This window comes from Mycobacterium gallinarum, from assembly GCF_010726765.1.
In the GTDB taxonomy this organism is placed as follows: Bacteria; Actinomycetota; Actinomycetes; order Mycobacteriales; family Mycobacteriaceae; genus Mycobacterium; species Mycobacterium gallinarum.
In genome coordinates this window covers 4,165,153-4,185,262 of sequence record NZ_AP022601.1, presented here as the reverse complement: position 1 = coordinate 4,185,262, position 20,110 = coordinate 4,165,153, and the positions used below count along the sequence as shown (strand labels likewise).

Annotated in this window: 23 protein-coding genes and 1 tRNA gene; 12 read left to right on the top strand and 12 right to left on the bottom strand. The window is 65.8% G+C overall.

The features are described from left to right. The first annotated feature begins 19 nt into the window (after positions 1 to 19). Positions 20 to 1,138 (top strand): FAD-dependent oxidoreductase, encoded by a 1,119-nt coding sequence (locus G6N42_RS20630; protein WP_163732157.1) that lies wholly within the window; start codon positions 20 to 22, stop codon positions 1,136 to 1,138. Here G6N42_RS20630 and lipE read toward each other — a convergent pair whose 3' ends face one another. The 3 genes from lipE to G6N42_RS20615 all read right to left on the bottom strand — a co-directional run bounded on the left by lipE (position 1,139) and on the right by G6N42_RS20615 (position 3,497). After that, a complete protein-coding gene (gene lipE / locus G6N42_RS20625) occupies positions 1,139 to 2,374 on the bottom strand; it encodes a lipase LipE (RefSeq protein WP_163732155.1) in 1,236 nt (411 codons plus the stop codon). It abuts the gene before it with no gap. Further along, entirely contained in the window at positions 2,371 to 2,994 is a 624-nt protein-coding gene (locus tag G6N42_RS20620) for an Rv1352/Rv1906c domain-containing protein (protein WP_163732152.1), read from the bottom strand. Before G6N42_RS20620 ends, lipE begins: the two co-directional genes overlap by 4 nt. Positions 2,995 to 3,098: 104 nt before the next feature. Next, entirely contained in the window at positions 3,099 to 3,497 is a 399-nt protein-coding gene (locus tag G6N42_RS20615) for a heme-binding protein (protein ID WP_163732150.1), read from the bottom strand. Positions 3,498 to 3,789: 292 nt separating this feature from the next. Here G6N42_RS20615 and G6N42_RS20610 point away from each other — a divergent pair, with 292 nt between their 5' ends. The 4 genes from G6N42_RS20610 to G6N42_RS20595 all read left to right on the top strand — a co-directional run bounded on the left by G6N42_RS20610 (position 3,790) and on the right by G6N42_RS20595 (position 6,254). Further along, positions 3,790 to 4,464, top strand: a complete 675-nt coding sequence (locus G6N42_RS20610) for a nitroreductase family protein (RefSeq protein WP_163732147.1) — start codon at positions 3,790 to 3,792, stop codon at positions 4,462 to 4,464. Beyond that, on the top strand, positions 4,461 to 4,868 hold the full coding sequence (locus tag G6N42_RS20605; RefSeq protein WP_163732144.1) for a VOC family protein: 408 nt from the start codon (positions 4,461 to 4,463) through the stop codon (positions 4,866 to 4,868). The genes G6N42_RS20610 and G6N42_RS20605 overlap by 4 nt, the downstream gene beginning before the upstream one ends. Positions 4,869 to 4,870: 2 nt before the next feature. Continuing rightward, positions 4,871 to 5,704, top strand: a complete 834-nt coding sequence (locus G6N42_RS20600) for a rhomboid family intramembrane serine protease (RefSeq protein ID WP_163732141.1) — start codon at positions 4,871 to 4,873, stop codon at positions 5,702 to 5,704. Positions 5,705 to 5,777: 73 nt separating this feature from the next. Next, positions 5,778 to 6,254 (top strand): GtrA family protein, encoded by a 477-nt coding sequence (locus tag G6N42_RS20595; RefSeq protein WP_163732137.1) that lies wholly within the window; start codon positions 5,778 to 5,780, stop codon positions 6,252 to 6,254. A 19-nt stretch (positions 6,255 to 6,273) separates the two neighbouring features. On the opposite strand, the gene G6N42_RS20590 is transcribed toward G6N42_RS20595, so the two are convergent. The 5 genes from G6N42_RS20590 to G6N42_RS20570 form a co-directional block, all read right to left on the bottom strand. Then, positions 6,274 to 7,908 (bottom strand): HNH endonuclease signature motif containing protein, encoded by a 1,635-nt coding sequence (locus G6N42_RS20590; protein WP_163732134.1) that lies wholly within the window; start codon positions 7,906 to 7,908, stop codon positions 6,274 to 6,276. A 114-nt stretch (positions 7,909 to 8,022) separates the two neighbouring features. Next, positions 8,023 to 8,853, bottom strand: coding sequence for a galactan export ABC transporter permease subunit Wzm/RfbD (gene wzm, locus G6N42_RS20585; RefSeq protein ID WP_163732132.1), 831 nt, complete (start codon positions 8,851 to 8,853; stop codon positions 8,023 to 8,025). Then, positions 8,850 to 9,752, bottom strand: coding sequence for a galactofuranosyltransferase GlfT1 (glfT1, locus tag G6N42_RS20580; protein WP_163732129.1), 903 nt, complete (start codon positions 9,750 to 9,752; stop codon positions 8,850 to 8,852). The genes wzm and glfT1 overlap by 4 nt, the downstream gene beginning before the upstream one ends. Next, positions 9,745 to 10,593, bottom strand: coding sequence for a galactan export ABC transporter ATP-binding subunit Wzt/RfbE (wzt, locus tag G6N42_RS20575; RefSeq protein ID WP_163732126.1), 849 nt, complete (start codon positions 10,591 to 10,593; stop codon positions 9,745 to 9,747). The genes glfT1 and wzt overlap by 8 nt, the downstream gene beginning before the upstream one ends. 11 nt (positions 10,594 to 10,604) lie before the next feature. Continuing rightward, positions 10,605 to 11,105, bottom strand: coding sequence for a bacterial proteasome activator family protein (locus tag G6N42_RS20570; protein ID WP_163732123.1), 501 nt, complete (start codon positions 11,103 to 11,105; stop codon positions 10,605 to 10,607). 318 nt (positions 11,106 to 11,423) lie between these two features. Here G6N42_RS20570 and G6N42_RS20565 point away from each other — a divergent pair, with 318 nt between their 5' ends. Beyond that, complete coding sequence (locus G6N42_RS20565) at positions 11,424 to 12,620, top strand: cysteine desulfurase-like protein (RefSeq protein ID WP_163732120.1); 1,197 nt, start codon at positions 11,424 to 11,426, stop codon at positions 12,618 to 12,620. Between the two features lie 12 nt (positions 12,621 to 12,632). On the opposite strand, the gene G6N42_RS20560 is transcribed toward G6N42_RS20565, so the two are convergent. Further along, on the bottom strand, positions 12,633 to 13,616 hold the full coding sequence (locus tag G6N42_RS20560) for an NAD(P)H-quinone oxidoreductase (protein ID WP_163732118.1): 984 nt from the start codon (positions 13,614 to 13,616) through the stop codon (positions 12,633 to 12,635). 79 nt (positions 13,617 to 13,695) lie between these two features. On the opposite strand from G6N42_RS20560, the gene G6N42_RS20555 reads away from it, so the two are divergent. From G6N42_RS20555 to G6N42_RS20545, 3 genes are all read left to right on the top strand, one after another. Beyond that, positions 13,696 to 14,208, top strand: a complete 513-nt coding sequence (locus tag G6N42_RS20555) for a MarR family winged helix-turn-helix transcriptional regulator (protein WP_163732112.1) — start codon at positions 13,696 to 13,698, stop codon at positions 14,206 to 14,208. A gap of 31 nt (positions 14,209 to 14,239) precedes the next feature. Continuing rightward, positions 14,240 to 14,329 (top strand) — tRNA-Ser (locus tag G6N42_RS20550). A 134-nt stretch (positions 14,330 to 14,463) separates the two neighbouring features. Next, positions 14,464 to 14,796 (top strand): hypothetical protein, encoded by a 333-nt coding sequence (locus G6N42_RS20545; RefSeq protein WP_163724415.1) that lies wholly within the window; start codon positions 14,464 to 14,466, stop codon positions 14,794 to 14,796. Here the strand turns inward: G6N42_RS20545 and pdxR are convergent. After that, positions 14,793 to 16,175, bottom strand: a complete 1,383-nt coding sequence (pdxR, locus tag G6N42_RS20540; RefSeq protein ID WP_163732109.1) for a MocR-like pyridoxine biosynthesis transcription factor PdxR — start codon at positions 16,173 to 16,175, stop codon at positions 14,793 to 14,795. The two genes, G6N42_RS20545 and pdxR, sit on opposite strands and share 4 nt — an antisense overlap. Before the next feature lie 255 nt (positions 16,176 to 16,430). On the opposite strand from pdxR, the gene G6N42_RS20535 reads away from it, so the two are divergent. The 3 genes from G6N42_RS20535 to G6N42_RS20525 are packed head-to-tail and all read left to right on the top strand — an operon-like array spanning position 16,431 to position 18,834. Next, the gene (locus tag G6N42_RS20535) at positions 16,431 to 17,498 is read left to right on the top strand and encodes an IS110 family RNA-guided transposase (protein ID WP_197905521.1); all 1,068 of its coding nucleotides are present in this window, start codon (positions 16,431 to 16,433) and stop codon (positions 17,496 to 17,498) included. A gap of 14 nt (positions 17,499 to 17,512) precedes the next feature. Then, positions 17,513 to 17,926 carry a hypothetical protein gene (locus G6N42_RS20530; RefSeq protein WP_163732107.1) on the top strand — a complete coding sequence of 138 codons (414 nt, stop codon included), beginning with the start codon at positions 17,513 to 17,515 and terminating at the stop codon, positions 17,924 to 17,926. After that, positions 17,926 to 18,834: an NAD-dependent epimerase/dehydratase family protein gene (locus G6N42_RS20525; protein ID WP_163732104.1), complete on the top strand. Its 909-nt coding sequence runs from the start codon at positions 17,926 to 17,928 to the stop codon at positions 18,832 to 18,834. The genes G6N42_RS20530 and G6N42_RS20525 overlap by 1 nt, the downstream gene beginning before the upstream one ends. Here the strand turns inward: G6N42_RS20525 and G6N42_RS20520 are convergent. Together G6N42_RS20520 and G6N42_RS20515 are read right to left on the bottom strand one after the other, a co-directional pair. Then, complete coding sequence (locus tag G6N42_RS20520; RefSeq protein WP_163732101.1) at positions 18,821 to 19,645, bottom strand: crotonase/enoyl-CoA hydratase family protein; 825 nt, start codon at positions 19,643 to 19,645, stop codon at positions 18,821 to 18,823. The genes G6N42_RS20525 and G6N42_RS20520 overlap by 14 nt on opposite strands. Before the next feature lie 17 nt (positions 19,646 to 19,662). Then, complete coding sequence (locus G6N42_RS20515; RefSeq protein WP_163732098.1) at positions 19,663 to 20,100, bottom strand: hypothetical protein; 438 nt, start codon at positions 20,098 to 20,100, stop codon at positions 19,663 to 19,665. Positions 20,101 to 20,110: the final 10 nt, after the last annotated feature.

The window sequence follows — 20,110 nt, the reverse complement described above, 5'->3', positions numbered from 1 at the left end:
GCCCGGCTATGGTGACCGGATGCGACGCGTGGTCATCGCCGGGCTCGGCGACAGCGGTGTGCTGACCGCGATCAAACTTGCCAAGCACGCCGAGGTCATCGGCATCTCGTCCAAGCCGGGCCTGGTCAGCGGGCAGGAGCTGGGTTGGCGGCTGTCCCGGCCCGCAGAGTGGGCACGGCATAACTGGATCCCGTTCGACAGGTTCCGCGGTCTCGACCGGGTGCGCACCGTACAGGGGACGCTCACCGGCGTGGACCTCGAAGCCGGCAAGGTCTTCCTGAACAGTCCCGACGGCATCGCCGCCGCCGAACCGTATGACGCGCTGGTGATCTCGACGGGAGTCACGAACGGCTTCTGGCGTAGGCCCGATCTGCAGACAGCCGATGAGATCGTCAGCGGGCTGCGCTCCGCACACGACCGCATGGCCGCTGCCGAATCGGTGATCGTCATCGGTGGCGGTGCGGCCGCGGTGAGCAGTGCGTACAACGTGGCCAGAACGTGGCCGGGAAAATCGGTCGCGTTGTACTTCCCCGGCGAGCGGGCGCTGGAACACCATCACGACCGGGCTTGGGAGCAGGTGCGCAAGAGACTGGTCGAGGCCGGGGTGCAGTTGCATTCCGGCCACCGCGCGGTCATTCCCGAAGGCTTCGAGTTCGACGACATCACAAGTGGGCCAGTCGAATTCAGCACCGGACAATCGGCCGCATCCGCGGACGCCGTGCTGTGGGCGATCGGCCGGGTTCGGCCCAACACCGACTGGCTGCCCGCGGAGTTGCTCGACGAGCACGGGTTCGTGCGCGTCACCCCTGAGCTCCGGGTGCCCGGTCACCGTGGTGTTTTCGCCATCGGCGACGTCGCCGCCACTGATCCCCTGCGGAGTTCGGCGCGCAACCGCGCCGACGGTCTGCTCGCGCGAAACATCATGGCCGAGTTTGCCGATCGGCCGCTGCGCTCCTTCCGTCCGGCGAGCAGACGCTGGGGTTCGATCCTCGGTATCCAGTCCGACGGCCTCGAGGTGTTTGCGCCGAACGGAAAACCGTTTCGGTTCCCCGCATGGTCGTTCGAGCGGATCCTGATGTCGTTGATCGTGCGGCGCGGAATCTACCGCGGGGTGCGGGACAACCAGCCCACCGTCTGATCAGCCGCGCGGCATCTCGGAGGCGATGAGGTCCATCAGCGCCGGGTAGCGGTTGGCCTCCCGATGCGCACCGGGTTTGCCGCTGCTGATGAGACCCGCTGCCAGCCGGCGTTCGGGGTCGGCCCATACCGCGATGTTGCTCAGGCCGAGATTGCCGAAGGCGGCGGGCGCGTTGCGGCCGAACGGACCGAACCTGTTGGAGCCCAACAGGTATCCCGTTCCCCAGCGTGCGGGCACCAGACCGGTGGCGACATCCGGGCGTAGCCGCCTGCACTCGGTTGTTGCGGCTTTGAGGGTCTCCGGCCACAGCACCCGCACTCCGTCGAGTTCGCCGCCGCGGCGCAAGATCTCGGCGAACCGCGATAGCTCGTTGGCCGTCGACACGGTATTGGAGGACGGCAGCACGCTGGTGAGATACCGCTCCGAGTTAGAGAACGGGATGATCTTGTGCATCGATCCGCCGACGGCAAGCTTGAACACCTTTTCCATCGGGGCGGGCATGGGTTTCCCGGTGGCGTGGCTGGGTGCCACCAGCGGAACATCCTGGGGCGCAACGCCGTAATTGGTCCAGCGGAACCCGAGTGGGTCGAGGATCTCGGTGGCGAGGATCTCGCGGATGTTCCTGCCGGTGGCAGCCGAGACGATCTCGCGCACCAGCGGACCCCACGTGAGCCCGTGGTAGATGTGCACGAGCCCGGGCCGGTGCAGCGGTTTCAGCGCGCCGAGCTGTTCGCGGGTGTACTCGCTGTCGTCGATGCGCTTGAGGTCCACGCGTGGGCCGCGGTAGATCGGCACACCCGCGCTGTGCGTCATCACGTGCCGGATGGTGGTGCGGTCCTTGCCATGGCTGGTGTAGGTGGGCAGGTAGTCGCAGACGCGGTCGTCGAGCGCGAATTCGCCTCGCTCCACCAACATGTGCACGACGGTCGTCGTCATGGCCTTCGCCGCCGAGTACGCGCAGAACGGTGTATCCGTTGTGACGGGAACCTTTTCGGCGTCGGGCGGGTCCGACGGCCCGTTTCGCCAGCCGTGGCCGATGGCGCGGTTCAGGACGACTTTGCCGTTGTGCCGCAGACACAGCTGGATCGCGGGGTGCATGCCCGCCTGATACCAGTACCGCGCCGCCGCCCAGATCCGTTCGATCGATGCCGGGTCGACGTCCGAGTGGTCTTCGTCGCCTATCGCGGTGACGGCGTCGAGGTCCGCCGGTACGCGGATTCGGCCGTCGGCGGTCACCCCGGTCCGGGTGCTGCGCCCGTCGCGGGCATGTGCTCGGTCGGAGCCTCTGTGATGGGCACTTCTGCGGCCGGTGCTTCTGCAGCCGGTGCCTCTGCGGCCGGTGCCGACCTCGCCGCGGGCGGACCCGACGTACCGCCGTTCAAGATGCCGGTTCCGATGAGCGGGGCGAGTTGACTCAGTACGTCCGCGGGGCCGGCCTGTCGCGGCAGTGGGGCATTGGGGGTCAGCGCCCAGGTCTGGCAGTCGTTGGTCGTGAACGTCGAGTCGTTCGCGAGGATCTGCACCACCGCCGGCTTCTTGGTGAGCGCGTTGTCGAGTAGTTCATCGCCGGCGGTCCGCTTCCAGTAGCACGCTGCGCCGTCGGGAATGGGGCCCGCGGACGAGTACACGCCCGGGACGATGTCTTTCCCGATCGCGTAGGTGCCGTCGGCGTCGATGGTCGTCTTCGGGCCGGGCGGGGCCGCCTCCGCGGAAGGCTGCCCGTCCGGTGCGGGCGTTTCGGACGGGGCGGGCACCGGAGCCGGCTCCGTGCTGGGTTGCGCATTGGCGTAAGCAGCGGAAACGCCGGCGGTGACCAGCAGCGCCGCCGCGAGCGCTGAAGTTCTCGTCGGCCTCATAACAAGTGAGTCTAAGCGTCGACGGAAAGTGTTACTTCCGGGCCGAAAACCCGCCGTCACAGCAGGGCTGTGACGACGGGCTTCCGCTTCGTGATGTGGTCGGCTCAGCCGGCCATGAACTGGCTGTATGCCGATGCGAGGTCCGGCGGAAGTACCGCGACGTTGCACTGGCTCTGCTTGTCGCCGATCGGCGACAGGATTCCGCGCAGGTCGTTGTACTCACCCGGGTTGGCGGTGAAGTACCCGCGCAGGGTTGCGGCCGCCTGGTCGCGGGGCTGGCTGAACGCGGTTGTCACCGCCGCGTTGGCGCCCGGATGGCTGGCGAGGTACGCCTGTGCCGAACCGGTCGCCGAGCTGACGGTGCCCGACAGCTCGCTGGCGCTGCAGCCGGCAGGAGTTGCCATGGCTGACGGTGCGGCGATGGTCGCAACGGCCAGACCACCGAGCAGCGATCCTGCTGCGCACGCGCCGACGAGACGAGCTGAGATATTAGTGAACTTCATATGTCTTCTTCCCTTTGAATTGCGAATTGTCGCTGTTGCCCCCGTTCCCGAATTCCACGGTAGCGAAACAAATGACGCGTCATCTGATGGATCGATAGCGCCCTCTGCCTGCGCCGACGGCGTTACACATCGAGGACGTGATTTATGCCGCAATTTCGGCCAAATTCGATAAGCCCGCGACCAGATGGCCGCACAGATCTTGAAATTCCTCATGTTTAGGCGGACATTCTTAATTGATCGTGATTTCGATAGAGACCTAATCGTTACGCGATGGGGCAGTAGGTTCGTGCGCATGCCGGATGCGAGTGACGACGTGTGGGAAGTGATGGCCACAGCCAGGACGATCCGGCGCTTCACCGACGAACCCGTAGACGACGTCACCCTCGTCCGATGCCTGCAGGCGGCGACCTGGGCGCCGTCGGGCGCCAATGCCCAGGCGTGGCGGTTCATAGTGCTGCGGTCGCCGCAGCAGCGTTCGGCGGTGGCGACGGCGGCGGCGCGGGCGCTCGAGGTGATCGAGCCGGTCTACGGGATGAGCAGGCCCGCCCCTGACGACGACAGCAGGCGTGCACGCGACAACCGTGCGACCTACGAGCTCCACGACCGGGCGGGGGAGTTCACCTCGGTGCTGTTCACCCAGAAGCGCTTCCCGACGGCGTCCGAACTGCTGCTGGGTGGTTCGATCTTTCCTGCGATGCAGAACTTCCTGTTGGCCGCACGCGCCCAGGGGCTGGGTGCGTGCCTGACGAGCTGGGCCTCCTATGGCGGTGAGCAGCTGCTGCGAGATGCCGTCGGTGTGCCGGAGGATTGGATGATGGCCGGACATGTGGTCGTCGGTTGGCCCAAAGGCCGCCACGGTCCGGTCCGGCGGCGATCGCTCGAAGTGGTCGTCAACCTGGATCATTGGGACCAGTCTCCAGCAGACCTGCTGGTGGACAACACTTCTCGAGAAGCGAGGCGCACGTGAAACTGGATCTGCTCTCGCCGGGCATCGAGGTCGGTCTGGTGACGACGAATCTCGAGGCGATGGTCGCCTTTTATGAGGGTTTCCTCGAGCTCGAATTCCAGGGTGAGATCGAGTTTCCCGGCGGTTCGCAGCGCCGCTACTCGCTGGGTGGCAGCGTCTTGAAGCTGGTGACGTTCACGACGCCGCCGCCGTTACCCGCGACGCCCGGTGGTGGGCGCGCGGCGGCCGGGGTCCGTTACTTCACGATCGGGGTCAAGGATCTGACCGGGTTGTCGAAGACGTTCGCCGAGTCGCCGTATGAGGTGGTGGAGCCGCTCACCGAGTTCGAGCCGGTCCCGGGCATGGGCTGGATGTTCGTCGCCGATCCCGATGGCAACTGGATCGAATTGTTCGGCACGCTGTAGGCATGACCACCCCGCCGCAGGCGCCGACCTGCTATCGGCATCCTGACCGCGCGACGTATGTGCGGTGCAACCGCTGCAACCGCTACATCTGCCCCGAGTGCATGCGCGACGCAGCCGTCGGGCACCAGTGCGCCGAATGTGTTGGCGAGGGCGCCAAGACGGTCCGGCAGGCCCGCACACAGTTCGGCGGTGTGCCGGCGGCCACGCCGCTGGTCACCTATGTGTTGATCGGCATCAACGTCGTGATGTTCGTGCTGCAGACGATGTCGTCCGAACTGGAGCGCGCGCTGGTGCTGTTCTCCCCGGCGGTGGCCGACGGGGAGTGGTATCGACTGTTGACATCGGCATTCCTGCATTACGGCCCGATGCACATCGCCTTCAACATGTGGGCGTTGTATGTGATCGGACCACCGCTGGAGGTCGCGCTGGGCCGGTTACGGTTCACTTCGCTCTACCTGATGAGCGCGCTCGGTGGGTCGGTCGTGGTGTATCTGCTGTCGACGCTCAACGGCCAGACCGCTGGCGCTTCTGGTGCGGTGTTCGGCCTCTTCGGCGCGACATTCGTGATCGGCAAAAAGCTGAACATGGACACTCGATGGGTTATCGGGCTCATCGCGATCAACTTGGTCATCACGTTCGTGGTGCCCAACATCAGCTGGCAGGGCCATCTCGGCGGGCTCGTCACAGGTGCGGCTATCGCAACGGCGTACGCGTACGCGCCGCGGACGAACCGCACCGCTGTGCAGGGCGGCGCCTTGGTGGGACTGCTGCTGTTGTTCTTGGTGTTGATCTGGTGGCGAACAGCAAGTCTGCTGTCGCCGTTCGGCGTAGCCTGACGGGTCGCTACACGACCTCGGGAATTCGCCCGCTGCTCAACCGCTGGACACTCGTGCATGTCAGCGTGGACATGTGACGGTCGAGTCGGCGACTCCTGCCAGAACGGGAGTGGTCGAACGGTTCCACCGGTTCTGTGACAAGGTGGTCGCCCTCCTGCCGTTCGGGCTGAGTTCCCTTGTTGCGCCGACGTTTCTCGGGTTCTGTCTGATCAACAGCTTCACGTTCGGCGTCGATCTGGTGCTGCTGTACCTGCTGCACGGGGTGTTGGCGGTGCCGGTGCCGATCGCGGTGACAGTGGCGTACACGTGCGCGTTCGCATTGAGTTACGTCCTCAACCGAATCTTCAACTTCTCCTCGCACGCGCCCGTCGGGCCGCAGTTCGCCATCTACGTCGTCGTGGTGGCGGTGAATTACTTCGCGTTCATCCTCGGCGTGTCCAGCCTGCTGACCGTGCTGGGTGTGGACTACCGCATCGCACGCCTCGGAGCGGGCGCCTGCGAGGCGGTGTACATGTACACCATGATGCGCTGGGTGGTCTTCCGGAAATAGCTGCGGCCCGTGGTCGCCCTCAGAACGGCGCTGGGTCGTCGTCTCTTGGCGGTCGTGGCCGGGTGGGGAAGTAGCCGTCGTCGCAAGCACTTCCGGGACTCCGGTCTGGATCGTCGCCTTGTTGGCGATTGCGCATCCGTTCTTCGGTCTCAGCGTCGACCAGAATTTGATTGAGTCGGCGTTCGTCGGTGATGGCTTGGGTGCGGTTCTGGGCTCGGGTGGTGGTGCGCCGGGGCATGGCCAGCCCACGGGCGGCCGGGTCGGTGGTGGCGGTCGAGGGCGTGACGGTGACCGGTGCGGTGGGTCGGCACAGGGTGGGGAACAGTAGTCGACTACCGGGATAGGTGGTGTAGGTCTGGCCCTGCGGTGAGGTCCACTGCACGGTGCCATCGGGGAACTGCTGGTCCTGCCAGTCCCAGAAGGTTTTGAGCAGGTGGTGTTTTCGGCATAGGCATTTGAGGTTGGACGCCTGGGTCGGGCCGACCGGGTAGGCGATGGTGTGGTCGATGTCGCAGCCATAGGCGGGGTGATCACAGCCCGGGAAGCGGCACGTCATATCCCGACACCGCACAAAGGTGGCCAACACCGCCGACGGGAGGTAGCGCGGCTCGGGGGGTTTGTTGCCGGGATGCACGATCGGGACGATCTTCGCCGAACCGGCGATCTTGGCCGCCAACACGGGGGCGGGCAGCATCCCGCGACCCATGATGGCGGCCGGTGGGGTATGGGCGATGACCTTGGGTTCGGGTGGGCGGGGGGCCAGCAGTTCTCGCCAGGTCATCTCCTGCCACGGTTTTTGGTCGGGGTCAACGGGTTCGTCGCCGTCCAACTGCACCGGGGTGTCATCAGTGAGCGACTCCTCGTGCGCGATGACGTGCACGACGACCGCACTCGGTACAGCGTTTCTGGCGTCGCAGTCGGGGTTCTCGCATCCACACACCAGCCGGTCAGCTTTGTGCCCCAACGCGCCCAGGGCCGCGGAACGGCGCTGCTCCAGCGTGCGGGGATCGTTCTCGCACACCGCCCGCGCCATTGCCTCGAGGCGTTGGTCCAGCGCCTCGGCATCGGTGACGATGAGCCGGCCCTCGATGAACGCCACACCTGACCCGTCGCCGGGGTCGTGGATATCGACACCGCAGCCGCGCGCGGAGTATTCGGTGCGCCGCACCGCCGCGGGGTCATAGCGATCGACCCAGTAGTCGATCTGAGTGTCGGTCTTGTGCGCCGACAACGATCCCCAGTCTTGGACCTGGGCGGCGATCTCGGTATCGACTTTGGCCATCGCATCCGGATCACAGATCAACCGGGTCCGCGCCACGATCGCCGACACCAGCCGGTAGGTGATCGCCCCGGCGGCGAACACCTCGCTCACCCGCGGGAGGCGCTGGCGCAGCGCGTCGGCGATCAGCAGTTGATGCGAGGCCACCCCCAACGACACGTTCTGGGCGGCGGCGATCGACGCCGCGACCGCGCCCCAGTTGTCCAGACACCACTGCTCGCGATGGTCGGACCCGTCGGCGGCCAGCATCCGTTCGAGTTCATCAGCGCAGGCGAACAGCCGGCGCGCGCAGGCGGCGTTCTCGACCCGGGCCCATGCGCCCACTGCCGCGACACCCCGGCTGCGGGTGGCTGCCTCGACGAGTTGATCGAACATGCATTCGACACTAACCGCGCCCACGCCCCCGAACCACCAGCTCAACCCAACCTGTGGACAAAACCGCCATTGGGGATAACTGCCGAGCACGACCGCTCGGCCCGCCCCCGAAAGCTAGACCCAGTACGCGACGCGCGACCGATATTGACGCATCGCAAACGCGGCGAGCGTCCACCCGATGATGGTCAGCACAATGACCACGACCCAGTGGTGCACCTCTTGATCCGCGCCGAGCAGTGGCGCCCGCACAATGTCCAGATAGTGCAGCAGCGGATTCAACTCGACGATCCGGGCGTAGTCACCCGCCCCCTGCTGTTGCAGCGTCGACTCGTTCCAGATGATCGGCGTCATGAAGAACAACAACTGGACCAGGCTGACCAGTAGCGGGCTGATATCGCGGTACCGGGTCGCCAGAATGCCGAAGCACAGCGATACCCACACGCAGTTCAAGATGATCAGGAACAAGGCCGGGATGACCGCCAGGTCGGGCCAAGTCCACGGTTTGGGATAGATGAACGCGATGATCACGAAGATGATCATGTTGTGGCCGAACAGGATGATCTGCCGCCACACCAATCGGTACACGTGAACGGACAGCGGCGTCGGAAGCTGTTTGATGAGGCCCTCGTTCGCGATGAAGACCTCCGCGCCTTCGAGAATCGACGCGTTGATGAGGTTCCAGACGATGAGGCCCAGAGTCACATAGGGCAGATGCTCTTCGAGCGGAAGCTTGAACAACTTGGAGTACAACAGCCCCATCGCGACCGCGGTGGCACCCGTCGCAATCGTGATCCAGAACGGCCCGAGCACCGACCGGCGGTAGCGCTGTTTGATGTCCTGCCAGCCCAGATGAAACCAGAGCTCACGCTTGCTGAAGCCCGCGACCAGGTCACCCCAGGCGCGGCCAAACGTCTTCGACTGTGCGGCGGCGTCGGTGAACGTCACTGTGCAGGCCTCCCGAACCTCTCCCTACGACCCATGCGCCGCAACCGAATCCATTCCATCAAACCTGCGGGGTCGCGCCGGGACACCAGGAAGTACCAGCCGAACCGAACCCACTCCTGGAACACCAGCTTCCGCAGGCCCGGCTGCGACTGCAGGTATCCACGGTTGCGATAGGTGAAGAACCGCTTGGTTTTGTCGTCGGGGTACTGCGTGTGCATCCGTCCGCCCAGGATCGGCTTGAACTCGTCACCGCCCTGCGGGTGCAGATAGACCGCGTCCAGACAGGTGCCGAACGGGAGCCCCGTCCGCACCAGGCGACGGTGCAGTTCTGTCTCGTCGCCGCGCACGAACAGCCGCAGATCCGGTACGCCGGTGGCCTCCAGCGTGGACGCGCGGAACAGTGCGCCGTTGAACAGCGACGCAATGCCCTCAAGCAGATCGGTAGATGTCTCGGTGCGCAGCTCTGAGACCCGGCGTCGCCACACCAACCCGCGGCGCAATGGAAATGCCAGGCGCCCAGGGTCATTCATGTCGCACACCATCGGTGACACCTGGGCCAGCCCGTACTTCTCGGCACATGCCAGAAGTGTCCCGAGCACTTCGGAGTCGGCGGGCCGCCCGTCGTCGTCGGCCAGCCACACCCAGTCGCTACCGAGCGTCAGCGCGTGCAGCATTCCCAGCGCGAAACCTCCGGCGCCGCCGAGGTTCCGCCGGGACCCAATGTAAGTAGTCGGAAGCGGTTGTCCGGCAACGAGTTCACCGACATGCGGATCGTTGTCGTTGTCGATGACGATCAAGTGGTCCGGCGTGCGACTCTGGGTCGACACCGCTTCCAGCGACTTGGCTAGTTCGTCGGGACGCCGGTGCGTGACCACGACGGCGCACACCGTGTCACTCATCGGACTTTGTTGTCTGCTCTTCGCGCGGGGCGCTCATCGCCGTCGCCGGCCAATCCGCGCGGTGTTCGTCGAGGACTTCGCGCACATGACGGGCGGCGTCCTCGCCCTCGTACGCGCGCACGACCTCCTCGATCCCGCCGGTCATCTTGATGGTGCCGTGGTCGATCCACATCGCGGTCTTGCACAGCCGGGCCAGGAATTCGTTCGAGTGGCTCGCAAACACCAGGATGCCCGAGCGCTCGACAAGGCTCTGCAGCCGCGACTGCGCCTTCTTCAGGAAGTCGGCGTCCACCGCTCCGATGCCCTCGTCGAGCAACAGGATCTCGGGGTCGATGCTTGTCACCACGCCCATCGCCAGGCGTACCCGCATACCGGTCGAGTAGGTACGCAACGGCATGGACAGGTAGTCGCCCAGCTCGGTGAAGTCCGCGATCTCGTCGACCTTGGCCAGCATCTGCTTACGTGTCTGCCCGAGGAACAGTCCGCGGATGATGATGTTCTCGAACCCGGTGATCTCGGGATCCATGCCGACCCCGAGATCGAACACCGGCGCCACCCGGCCGGTCACCGTCGCGACGCCGCGGGTGGGTTCATAGATCCCGGACAGCAGCCGCAGCAGCGTCGACTTCCCCGCGCCGTTGTGTCCGACTAGCCCGACGCGATCGCCGAGTTCCAGCGACATCGTGATGTCGCGCAGCGCCTCGATGACGACGACGTTGGACTCGTTGCGGCCGATCGCGCCGCCGGCCTTCCCGAGGAACGCCTTCTTCAAGGACCGCGACTTGGCGTCGAAGATCGGGAACTCCACCCAGGCGTTGCGCGTCGAGATGTGTGGGGCCACGTGCAGGGCTCCTAGAGGTACTGGCCGGTCCCGGCGCCGCCGCGCGGTCCAGCCATTCCTGGTGGCAGCGCACCCTGGCCCCGCATCTGCTCCAGCTGCTGGCGCGCCGCCATCTGCTGGGCGAACAGCGCCGTCTGGATGCCGTGGAACAGGCCTTCCAGCCAGCCCACCAACTGTGCCTGCGCGATGCGAAGCTCGGCGTCGGACGGGACCCCGTCCTCGGTGAACGGCAGCGTCAGGCGCTCCAGCTCTTCGCGCAGCTCGGGCGCCAGGCCTTCCTCGAGCTCAGCGATGCTGGTCCGGTGGATCTCGCGCAGCCGGGTGCGGCTCGCATCGTCCAGCGGTGCCGCACGCACCTCCTCCAGCAGCTGCTTGATCATCGTGCCGATCCGCATCACCTTCGCGGGCTGCTCGACCAGGTCGGTCAGCGATTTCCCGTCATCGTCCTGCGCGCCGGCGCGCGGATCCTCGCCGATGATCTCGATGCCGTCGTCGTCGTTGTTGGCTGTCATGTTCCTCTCCGCGCCAGTGGTCGCTGCGGTTTCGCCTCGTCGTCGCGGACCTATCGCCACGATCTGACGTACGTAGCGACACTAGCCCGTCAGTCTTGGCGAACCCGCAGTCCGGGCCCTGTGAATGGATTCATTCCGTGCTCCCGCACCCTTGGTCACGAAAGTGCTATGAGCACTCCGAACCCCGATGCCGCTGCACTAGTATGGCTCGCCAGGTGACCCGTTTCGGGCCCGGCTGGGTAGCAACGGGTGGTAAGCCGGGCATCGTGCGAGATCGTGTCCGGTAGTGCAATTCAAGGACGCTTAAGGTGGGCTGGCATGGCATACGACGTCGCCCGGGTGCGCGGACTGCACCCGTCTCTGGGCGACGGTTGGGTGCACTTCGACGCACAGCACGGCATGCTCATTCCCGATGCCGTCGCGAGGGCGGTCTCCACCGCCTTCCGGGGTTCGATGCCGACGTCGACCGGACCACATCCGTCGGCTCAACGCAGCGCCGCGGTGCTCACGGCCGCCCGCCAGGCGGTGGCCGATCTCGTCGGCGCGGACCCCGACGGTGTGGTGCTCGGCTCGGACCGTGCCGTACTGCTCACCAACCTGGCTGACGCCTCCGCCGCCCGCGTGGGTCTCGGCTACGAGATGGTGGTCACCCGGCTGGATGACGAAGCCAACATCGCCCCGTGGCTGCGAGCCGCCAATCGCTATGGCGCCAAGGTCAAGTGGGGCGAGGTCGACATCGAGACCGGCGAACTGCCGAGCTGGCAGTGGGAGGGCCTCATCACTGCGCCCACCCGGCTGGTCGCCATCACGTCGGCCTCGTCGACGTTGGGCACCGTCACCGATTTGCGGCCGGTCACCAAGCTGGTGCACGACAACGGTGGCCTGGTGGTGGTCGACCACTCTGCCGCCGCGCCCTATCGCCTGATCGACATCGACGAGATCGATGCGGACGTGGTCGCCGTGAACGCCCTCGCCTGGGGTGGGCCCCCGATCGGTGCACTGGTGTTCCGCGATCCGTCGATCATCGATTCGTTCGCCTCGGTCTCACTGAACCCGTACGCCCGTGGTCCGGCCCGGCTGGAGGTCGGGTCGCATCAGTTCGGCCTGCTCGCCGGCGTCGTCGCCAGCGTCGAATACCTGGCGTCCCTCGACGAGTCGGCGCAGGGTACCCGTCGTGAAAGACTAGCGACCTCAATGCAATCGGCGTCGTCGTACATGAGCCGGCTGTTCGACTACCTGCAAATGTCCTTGCGGTCGCTGCCCGCGGTCATGGTGATCGGGCAACCCGAAATACGGATCCCTGTCCTCAGTTTCGCGGTCAGCGACGTGCCTGCCGAGCGGGTGGTGCAGCGGCTGGCCGACAATGGCATCCTGGCTATCGCGAACGCGGGCTCGCGGGTGCTCGACGTGATCGGCGTCAACGACATCGGCGGTGCTGTCACCGTCGGCCTGGCCCATTACACGACGACCGCCGAAGTGGACCAGCTCGTCCGCGCGCTGGCGTCGCTGGGTTGACGGTAACCAACGTCAATCTGCCACGCGCAGAAGGATTTTCCCCGACACATCGCCGGACTCCAGCAACTCGTGCGCTTCGCCGGCCTGCTCGATTCCGAACTCGGCGCCGATGATCGGACGTACCTCGCCGGCGGCGATCAGCGGCCACACGTTGGCGACGACCTCGGTCACGATCTCGCCCTTGCTGGCGGGACCGCTCACCGGACGCGACCGTAGCGCGGTCGCGATCACCCCGGCACGCTTGCCGAGGAGTTTCCCGATGTTCAATTCGCCTTTGACTCCGCCCTGCATACCGATGATCACCAGGCGGCCGTCGGGGGCGAGCGCGTCGACATTGCGGTCGAGATAGGCGGCTCCCATGATGTCGAGAATCACGTCGGCGCCGGCGCCGTCGGTTTCCGCGCGCACACGTTCGACGAAATCCTCGTCGCGGTATCCGATGACAATCTCGGCGCCGAGCTCGGCGCACAGATCCTGCTTGTTCTTCGCTCCGGCCGTCACCGCAACCCGGCAACCGAGTGCGACGCCGACCTGGATCGCGTGGGTGCCGATGCCGCTGGCGCCGCCATGGACGAGTACGAGCTGACCCGCCGACAGGCCCGCGGTCATCACGAGGTTCGACCACACCGTGCACGCGACCTCGGGCAGCGCAGCCGCGTGCTGCAGTGGCACCGACTCCGGGATGGGCATCACCTGCGGCGCGGGGACCGCGACGTACTCGGCGTACCCTCCGCCCGCCAGCAGGGCACAGACCGGCTGTCCGACGTCCCAGCCGGTGACCCCATCACCCAGCGCGGCGATGGTCCCTGACACCTCCAGCCCGAGGGTCTCGCTGGCTCCCGGTGGCGGCGGATACTTGCCCGCGGCCTGCAACAGGTCGGCTCGGTTGACCCCCGCGGCGCTGATCTTGATCAAGATCTCGTCTTCGCCGGGTGCAATGTCAGTAACTTCTTGCCAGGTCAACTGACCTTTGCTGGCTACCACGATCGAATGCATTCAAATAAGCCTACTAGCCTGCGATAACGCGTCTGTATGTTCCTGCCCCAGCAACGCATTGGGGATTTACCATTGCCGGATGGAGAGCATCATAGGGGGGCGTACAGCCAGTGATATGCCTGGATTGGACATCGCCGAACAGAGGTCGTGGCAACACTTCCTCGACTCGGCGCTACGGATGTACGCGACCCTCAACAGGTCGCTTTTGGACGAACATCAACTGACCCTCAACGATGTGCGGTTACTCGACATCTTGGACAAGTCGGCGACGGGGTCATCACGGATGGGAGATCTGGCAGACGCTCTCATGTCGTTGCCCAGCCGCGTCACGCGACAGATCCGCCGCCTGGAATTGCAGGGGCTGGTGCGGCGCGGTGCGAGTCCCGAAGACGGTCGCGGCGTGCTCGCCACCATCACCGACGAGGGCCGATCCGCGGTACGCGAGGCAATGGCGACGTACGGCGAGGGCGTGCGAGTGCACTTCCTCGGCCGATTGTCGCGTCCGCAGATCGCGGCAATGGGGGAGAACTGCAGGCGCATCAGCGTCGCGCTCAAGACTGCGGCGCCGCCGGCGAAGCTCGGCCGCGTCTGAGCCGTAACCGTCCACCAGTACGCTTGTCGACGGTGGCGTGGCAGAGCGGCCTAATGCACTCGCCTTGAAAGCGAGAGACGGCTAAAACCGTCCGGGGGTTCAAATCCCTCCGCCACCGCCATCTGGCAATCGAACATTCCACCACCGGCCGCGTCGCAAGTTACAAATGTGTGGTATCGAGTCGAGTCGAGACCTTAACAATCCCATAGCGTTTCCACACTGGGCGAGTGCCGAACACGGCAGTAATCTTCGTCCATGAGCGCAACGGTGGGGGCCGTGATCGGAATCTCGGTGCTGGCCTTGTTATTTGTTGTGGTGGTGAGTTGGCTGATGTGGAGCAGCCGCATCAGCCATCGCGGTTCGGCCGAGGACAAATATCGCCGAAGCTATATGGAACTGCACAGCCCGCGTAACCGTAAGGCGATGAGAGCCAGGCAGCGCCGCAATATGTGGGCGGCCGGGTCGACCGGCGCCGCCGGAACGGGCTATATCGGCACCGGTGGCTTCGACAACGGCGGTTGTGGCGGTGCCGGATGTGGCGGTGGTGGCTGCGGCGGTGGTGGTGGCTGCGGTGGTGGCGGCAGCTAACGAAGCGCCCGAGCCAATTCGCGCACGCCGCGTTCGATCTGTGACTCCGTGAGGTTCGCGTAGCCGAGCAGCAATCCCGGTGGCGCCGTAACGGGTTCGGCATAACAGCGTGCCACCGGCTCGACCCTGACACGGACCTTCTTGGCGTGCGCGACCAGGTCGTCCAGGGGAAAGGCGTCGGGAAACCGGACGGTGAGATGGACGCCGGCCGCGGCACCCAGCACTGTCGCGTCGGGCAGGTGCCGTGCCAGCGCGTCTAGCAGCGCGGTCCGGCGGGTGTGATAGCGCCTGCGCATCTGCCGCAGGTGCCGGTCGTACTCACCCGATGTCAGGAACTGGGCGAAGGCGACCTGATCCATCACCGAACCTCCAGTGTCGGCAAGCCATTTCGACGAGATGACCGCCTTGGCCAGGTGTGGCGGCAACACCATCCAGCCGATGCGCAGACCGGGAGCCAGCGTCTTACTCGTCGACCCCACGTACACCACGCGATCGGGCGCGATGCCCTGCAATGACCCCACGGGCGCACGGTCGTAACGGTACTCGGCGTCGTAGTCGTCCTCGATTACCAGATGACCGGCACGGGCCCACTCCATCAGCGCGGTCCGCCGTGGTGCCGATAGCACGACGCCCGTCGGTGACTGGTGCGCCGGAGTGGTCAGCACCACTTCCGCACCGCTGCTCGCGAGGGCATCGACATCGAGTCCCTCGCCATCGATGGGGACAGGAATCGGCTCGACACCGTTGTGCCGCAGTATCATTCGATGTTGCCAAAATCCGGGATCCTCCATCGCCAGCGGAGTGGTCCGCAGCGTTTGGCCCAGCAGCGCGATGGCCTGTGTCACGCCGGAGGAGATGACGATGTGTTGCGGATCGGCCAGCACCCCGCGGGTGCGACGCAGATAGTCCGCGATCGCAATGCGTGTCTCGAGCAGACCCTGCGGCGTGACGTAGCCAAAGGCTTCGGACTCGAGACCGGCCAGCCCCTGCCGCAGCGCCCGCAGCCACGAGTGCCGTGGAAAGCTGGACAGGTCAGGCGATCCGGGAAAGAAATCGACGTCGAAGCGCGGTGGTTCCGCGGATCTGTAGGTGGGGGCGGTCGCCACGTCGACGGTGGCGACACGGGTCCCCGAGCCGCGCGTGCTGAGCAGGAAGCCTTCTGCGACCAGTTGGCTATAGGCATCCACGACGAGCCGACGCGACACGTTGAGGTCGGCGGCGAGCACGCGGCTCGAGGGCAGCCGGGTGTGCGGCGTCAGGCGGCCCGTGCGGATCGCGTCGCGCAGGCCGTTGGCGAGCTGGTAATGCAGTGAAGTCGGCGCCGTCCTGTCGATTTCGACCAGCAGCTCCGGACCAGAAGTGGTACCCGAAGTAGTCATCAAAGTGGCACCCATCTTGAGACCAGTCACGTATTAGCGTGACGTCAGTGTCAGGGTGGGGTCACCGCTTCTTGCGGTGGTTGGATCCTTTACACCTGGTGTCTGGCTCATAGCGTGGGTGCCGCCTTCGGGTTGGCGAGCATGCGTTTTGCCGGCATCAGGTGTGAAGGACCGGCCGGCGTGACTTGATAGGAGCGTGGCACCGCCCCCACTGAGGTATGTCCGCCGACCGGCCCAACCGTCACCTCTCAGTGAATGGAGGCAACCACCATGGTTGTTGTTGGAGCCGATGTACACAAGCGCACCCATACCTTCGTCGCGGTCGATGAGGCGGGTCGCAAGCTCGCCGAGAAGACCGTCAAAGCGATCACCGCCGGGCATGCCGAGGCGGTGATGTGGGCCCGTGAACAGTTCGGGGCCGAGGTCGTCTGGGCGATCGAGGACTGCCGCCATCTGTCGGCGCGCCTAGAACGAGACCTGTTGGGTTTGGGGCAGAAGGTGGTGCGGGTGCCGCCGAAGTTGATGGCCCAGACTCGGGCCTCAGCGCGCACCCGCGGCAAGTCTGATCCGATCGACGCACTGGCGGTGGCGCGGGGGTTTCTGCGTGAACCAGACCTTCCGGTCGCTTCTCATGACGAGGTGTCGCGGGAGGTGAAGCTGTTGGTGGATCGCCGCGAAGTCCTTGTGGCACAACGCACGGCGACCATCAATCGACTGTTGTGGCGGATCCATGAACTCGATCCCGAGCGTGCACCCAAACCGCGCTCGTTAGATCTGGCCAAGCACCGAAGGCTCCTGAGCGACTGGCTGAACTTCCAAACCGGGATCGTGGCCGAGCTGGCCCGCGACGAGTTGGCCGACATCACCCGACTCACCCAGATGATCAACGCGCTGGCCAAACGAATCGGCGAACGTGTCCGCGTGGTGGCCCCGGTCTTGCTGGACATGCCCGGCTGCGGGGAACTGACCGCGGCCAAACTGGTCGGTGAGACCGCCGGGGTGGCGCGATTCAAGAGCGAGGCGGCCTTCGCCCGTCATGCCGGAGTAGCGCCGGTTCCAGTGTGGTCGGGTAACACCCGCGGACGGGTCCGGCTGACCCGCTCGGGCAACCGTCAACTCAACGCGGCACTGCACCGAATCGCGGTCACCCAGATCCGCCTCGATGGACTCGGACAGACCTATTACCGGCACCGCCTCGCCGAGGGTGACTCCACGCCCGAAGCCCTGCGCTGCCTCAAACGCCGCCTGGCCCGCGTCGTTTTCAACCATCTCCACACCGACCACAACAACCGGCAAAAGCCTTGCCAACCGGCAGCGGCTTGACATAGGAGAAACGTATGACGACGACTCCCACCCGCACAAGAGGCGGCTTCGTCGAGGTGACGCTGATCGTCTTCGGGATCTATGCCCTGGGTATCGGGCTGTTCATGCTGTTCTTCCCGGGTCCGTTCTTCGACACGCTCGGCACCTTCGGCGTGCGCAACGATCACTACATCTTCGACAACGCGACGTTCGAGATCCCCCAGGGTCTGCTGCTGCTCGCCGCGGTGCGCCGGGTGTCGTGGCGGGTTCCTGCCCTGGCCTTCGCGACACTGCACTGGGCGTTGCACTCGCTGAGCCACATCATCGACCCCCACCACGGCGCCGGTGACCTGATCGGGTGGATGGAGGCAGGGGGCCTGGTGTTCACGACGGTGATACTCGCCATCGCGTTGCGCGCCGCCATCCGCACGGAGAAGGGCGTGCGCTGATGCGGGTACTGGTTGCCGGTGCGACGAGCGTGCCCGGTCTTCCGTTGTTGCGGGAGTTGAACTCTCGCGGGCACGAGGTGATCGGTGTGACCCGGACGTCGTTGAAGACGTCGCAGATCGCAGCGACGGGCGGCAAGCCGGTGGTTGCCGACGTGCTCGACGCCGACGAGATCGACAAGGTCGTCGCGGACGTCGGACCGGAGGTGGTGATCTCGCTGCTAACGACCCTGCCGAAGTGGGGCCCCAAGCGCCCCAAGGACTTCGAACCGGCACGCGAACTCTGGGGTGTCGGCGCGCCGAATCTCGTACGAGCCGCGCAGCGGGCGGGAGTACGCCGCGTTGTCGCGGAGTCGGTGGTGTTCGCCTACGGCTATCCGAGGTCCGGACCTCGCGTGGTGGACGAAACCGATCTCTATCCGGGTCCGCCGCCGCCGGGCGGTGACGCCATGCTGGCCGCGCTGCGCGGTATGGAGCAGACTGCGCTGACCTCCGGCGAGCTCAGCGATACAGAGGGAATTGTGTTGCGCTACGGCATCTTTTACGGGCCAGATGTGCCGCATGACGAACTCTTCGTCAAGCTGGCCAAGTGGTGGGCAATGCCGGCGCTGACGGGCGACGGCGTGGTCTCGTGGATACACATCGACGATGTCGCGAAGACCACCGCAGACGCCGTCACGAAGGGCCGAGGCGGTGAGGTCTACAACATCGTCGACGACCGGCCGCAGTCGTTCGGTGACTACGTGCGGGAGTTGTCGGCGAAGCTGGGCCGGCCGCGGCCGCTGCCGATCTCGCACAAGCTGGTGGGCCTCGTCGCGTCGTATCCGGCGACGGCATTCGGCACGACGTGGCTGCCGCTGTCGAATGCGAAGGCGAAGGCGGAGTTCGGCTGGACCCCTATTCCCCGGTGAAGTTGGGCGGCCGCTTCTCGAACGTCGCCGTGATCCCTTCGCCCAGATCCTTCGACGGCAGAAACGCCGAGTTCCACACCGCGACATAGCGCAGGCTCTCCGAGACCCTGGCGATGCGCTGCTGATCGAGCACGTCCTTGACACCGCTGACGACCAGCGGCGGATTCTCGGCGATCTCGGCGGCGGTCGCATGTGCAGCGGCCAGCGACGCCTCGGCGTCGTCATACACGTCGTTGACAAGACCGATCTTCTCGGCACGGGCCGCGTTGATGTCCTTACCCGTCAGCGCCAGCTCGCGCAGGTGCCCGTCGGACAGGATCAGCGGCAGGCGGGCCAGGCTGCCCACGTCGGCGACGATCGCGATCTTGACCTCGCGCACCGAGAACTTGGCGTCGGCGCTGGCGTAGCGCATGTCGACGGCCGAGATCAGGTCGACGCCGCCGCCGATGCACCAGCCGTGCACCGACGCGATGGTCGGGGTGCGGCAGTCGGCGACGGCGTTGATGGCGCCCTGCATGCGCAGGATCGTGGCGTGCAGTTCCGCGCGCGGACGCGCCGTCGCCCCGTCGGACATGACGCCGGACAGCATGCCGCCCATCGCCATCAGGTCGAGTCCGTAGCTGAAATTCGTGCCTGAACCCGTCAGGACGATCGCGCGCACGTCGCGGTCGGCGTCGAGCTTGGCGAACACCTCGGGCATCTCGGCCCAGAAGGCCGGGCCCATGGCGTTGCCCTTGCCGGGGCCGATCAGCGTCACCTGCGCGACGTAATCCTTGATGTCGACGGTGACGGATTCGTAGGTGTCGCCCATGGGTGCAGGCTAGCCACTCACGGTGGGGAGCCCGACACCACCTCGCTGACCGTGAGGTCGGGCATGAACTGGCACATGGCGCCGGCCATGAGCATCGCCGTCAGCTCCGCGGCTTCGTCGGTCACGCCGTCCTCATTGAGGATGGCCTTGACGACGGCCTTCTGGGTGGCCTCGTCGAGGCCGGTGTACTCGTCGCACGTCATCGTCTGCGCGTTCGCCGGGGCGGGCACGTCGGGGACGTCGTTACCCGGAAACCCGGGCAAGCCCGGAATGTCGGGAAGCTCGATGTCCGGCAGGCCCGGAATCGTCGGCTGACCCGTCTCGGTGTCTTCTGACGAGATCGGGGGCCCAGGCTCGGTCGTCATGGCGACGGTGCCCTCGGTGGTGCGTGAGCACCCGGCGGCCAGGCCCACCACGATCAGGGCCGATGCGCCCACCCGCACGTACGTCTTCATCTGGGCAACG

What these genes read in the sequence shown, in the direction of transcription:
- G6N42_RS20600 (WP_163732141.1), top strand. Translation starts at nt 4,871, where the DNA reads ATGACCACCCCGCCGCAGGCGCCGACCTGCTATCGGCATCCTGACCGC.
- G6N42_RS20630 (WP_163732157.1), top strand. Translation starts at nt 20, where the DNA reads ATGCGACGCGTGGTCATCGCCGGGCTCGGCGACAGCGGTGTGCTGACC.
- G6N42_RS20620 (WP_163732152.1), bottom strand. Translation starts at nt 2,994, where the DNA reads ATGAGGCCGACGAGAACTTCAGCGCTCGCGGCGGCGCTGCTGGTCACC.
- G6N42_RS20610 (WP_163732147.1), top strand. Translation starts at nt 3,790, where the DNA reads ATGCCGGATGCGAGTGACGACGTGTGGGAAGTGATGGCCACAGCCAGG.
- glfT1 (WP_163732129.1), bottom strand. Translation starts at nt 9,752, where the DNA reads ATGAGTGACACGGTGTGCGCCGTCGTGGTCACGCACCGGCGTCCCGAC.
- G6N42_RS20535 (WP_197905521.1), top strand. Translation starts at nt 16,431, where the DNA reads ATGGAGGCAACCACCATGGTTGTTGTTGGAGCCGATGTACACAAGCGC.
- G6N42_RS20515 (WP_163732098.1), bottom strand. Translation starts at nt 20,100, where the DNA reads ATGAAGACGTACGTGCGGGTGGGCGCATCGGCCCTGATCGTGGTGGGC.
- G6N42_RS20545 (WP_163724415.1), top strand. Translation starts at nt 14,464, where the DNA reads ATGAGCGCAACGGTGGGGGCCGTGATCGGAATCTCGGTGCTGGCCTTG.
- G6N42_RS20570 (WP_163732123.1), bottom strand. Translation starts at nt 11,105, where the DNA reads ATGACAGCCAACAACGACGACGACGGCATCGAGATCATCGGCGAGGAT.
- pdxR (WP_163732109.1), bottom strand. Translation starts at nt 16,175, where the DNA reads ATGACTACTTCGGGTACCACTTCTGGTCCGGAGCTGCTGGTCGAAATC.
- G6N42_RS20565 (WP_163732120.1), top strand. Translation starts at nt 11,424, where the DNA reads ATGGCATACGACGTCGCCCGGGTGCGCGGACTGCACCCGTCTCTGGGC.
- G6N42_RS20525 (WP_163732104.1), top strand. Translation starts at nt 17,926, where the DNA reads ATGCGGGTACTGGTTGCCGGTGCGACGAGCGTGCCCGGTCTTCCGTTG.
- G6N42_RS20590 (WP_163732134.1), bottom strand. Translation starts at nt 7,908, where the DNA reads ATGTTCGATCAACTCGTCGAGGCAGCCACCCGCAGCCGGGGTGTCGCG.
- G6N42_RS20555 (WP_163732112.1), top strand. Translation starts at nt 13,696, where the DNA reads ATGGAGAGCATCATAGGGGGGCGTACAGCCAGTGATATGCCTGGATTG.
- G6N42_RS20560 (WP_163732118.1), bottom strand. Translation starts at nt 13,616, where the DNA reads ATGCATTCGATCGTGGTAGCCAGCAAAGGTCAGTTGACCTGGCAAGAA.
- G6N42_RS20520 (WP_163732101.1), bottom strand. Translation starts at nt 19,645, where the DNA reads ATGGGCGACACCTACGAATCCGTCACCGTCGACATCAAGGATTACGTC.
- G6N42_RS20615 (WP_163732150.1), bottom strand. Translation starts at nt 3,497, where the DNA reads ATGAAGTTCACTAATATCTCAGCTCGTCTCGTCGGCGCGTGCGCAGCA.
- G6N42_RS20530 (WP_163732107.1), top strand. Translation starts at nt 17,513, where the DNA reads ATGACGACGACTCCCACCCGCACAAGAGGCGGCTTCGTCGAGGTGACG.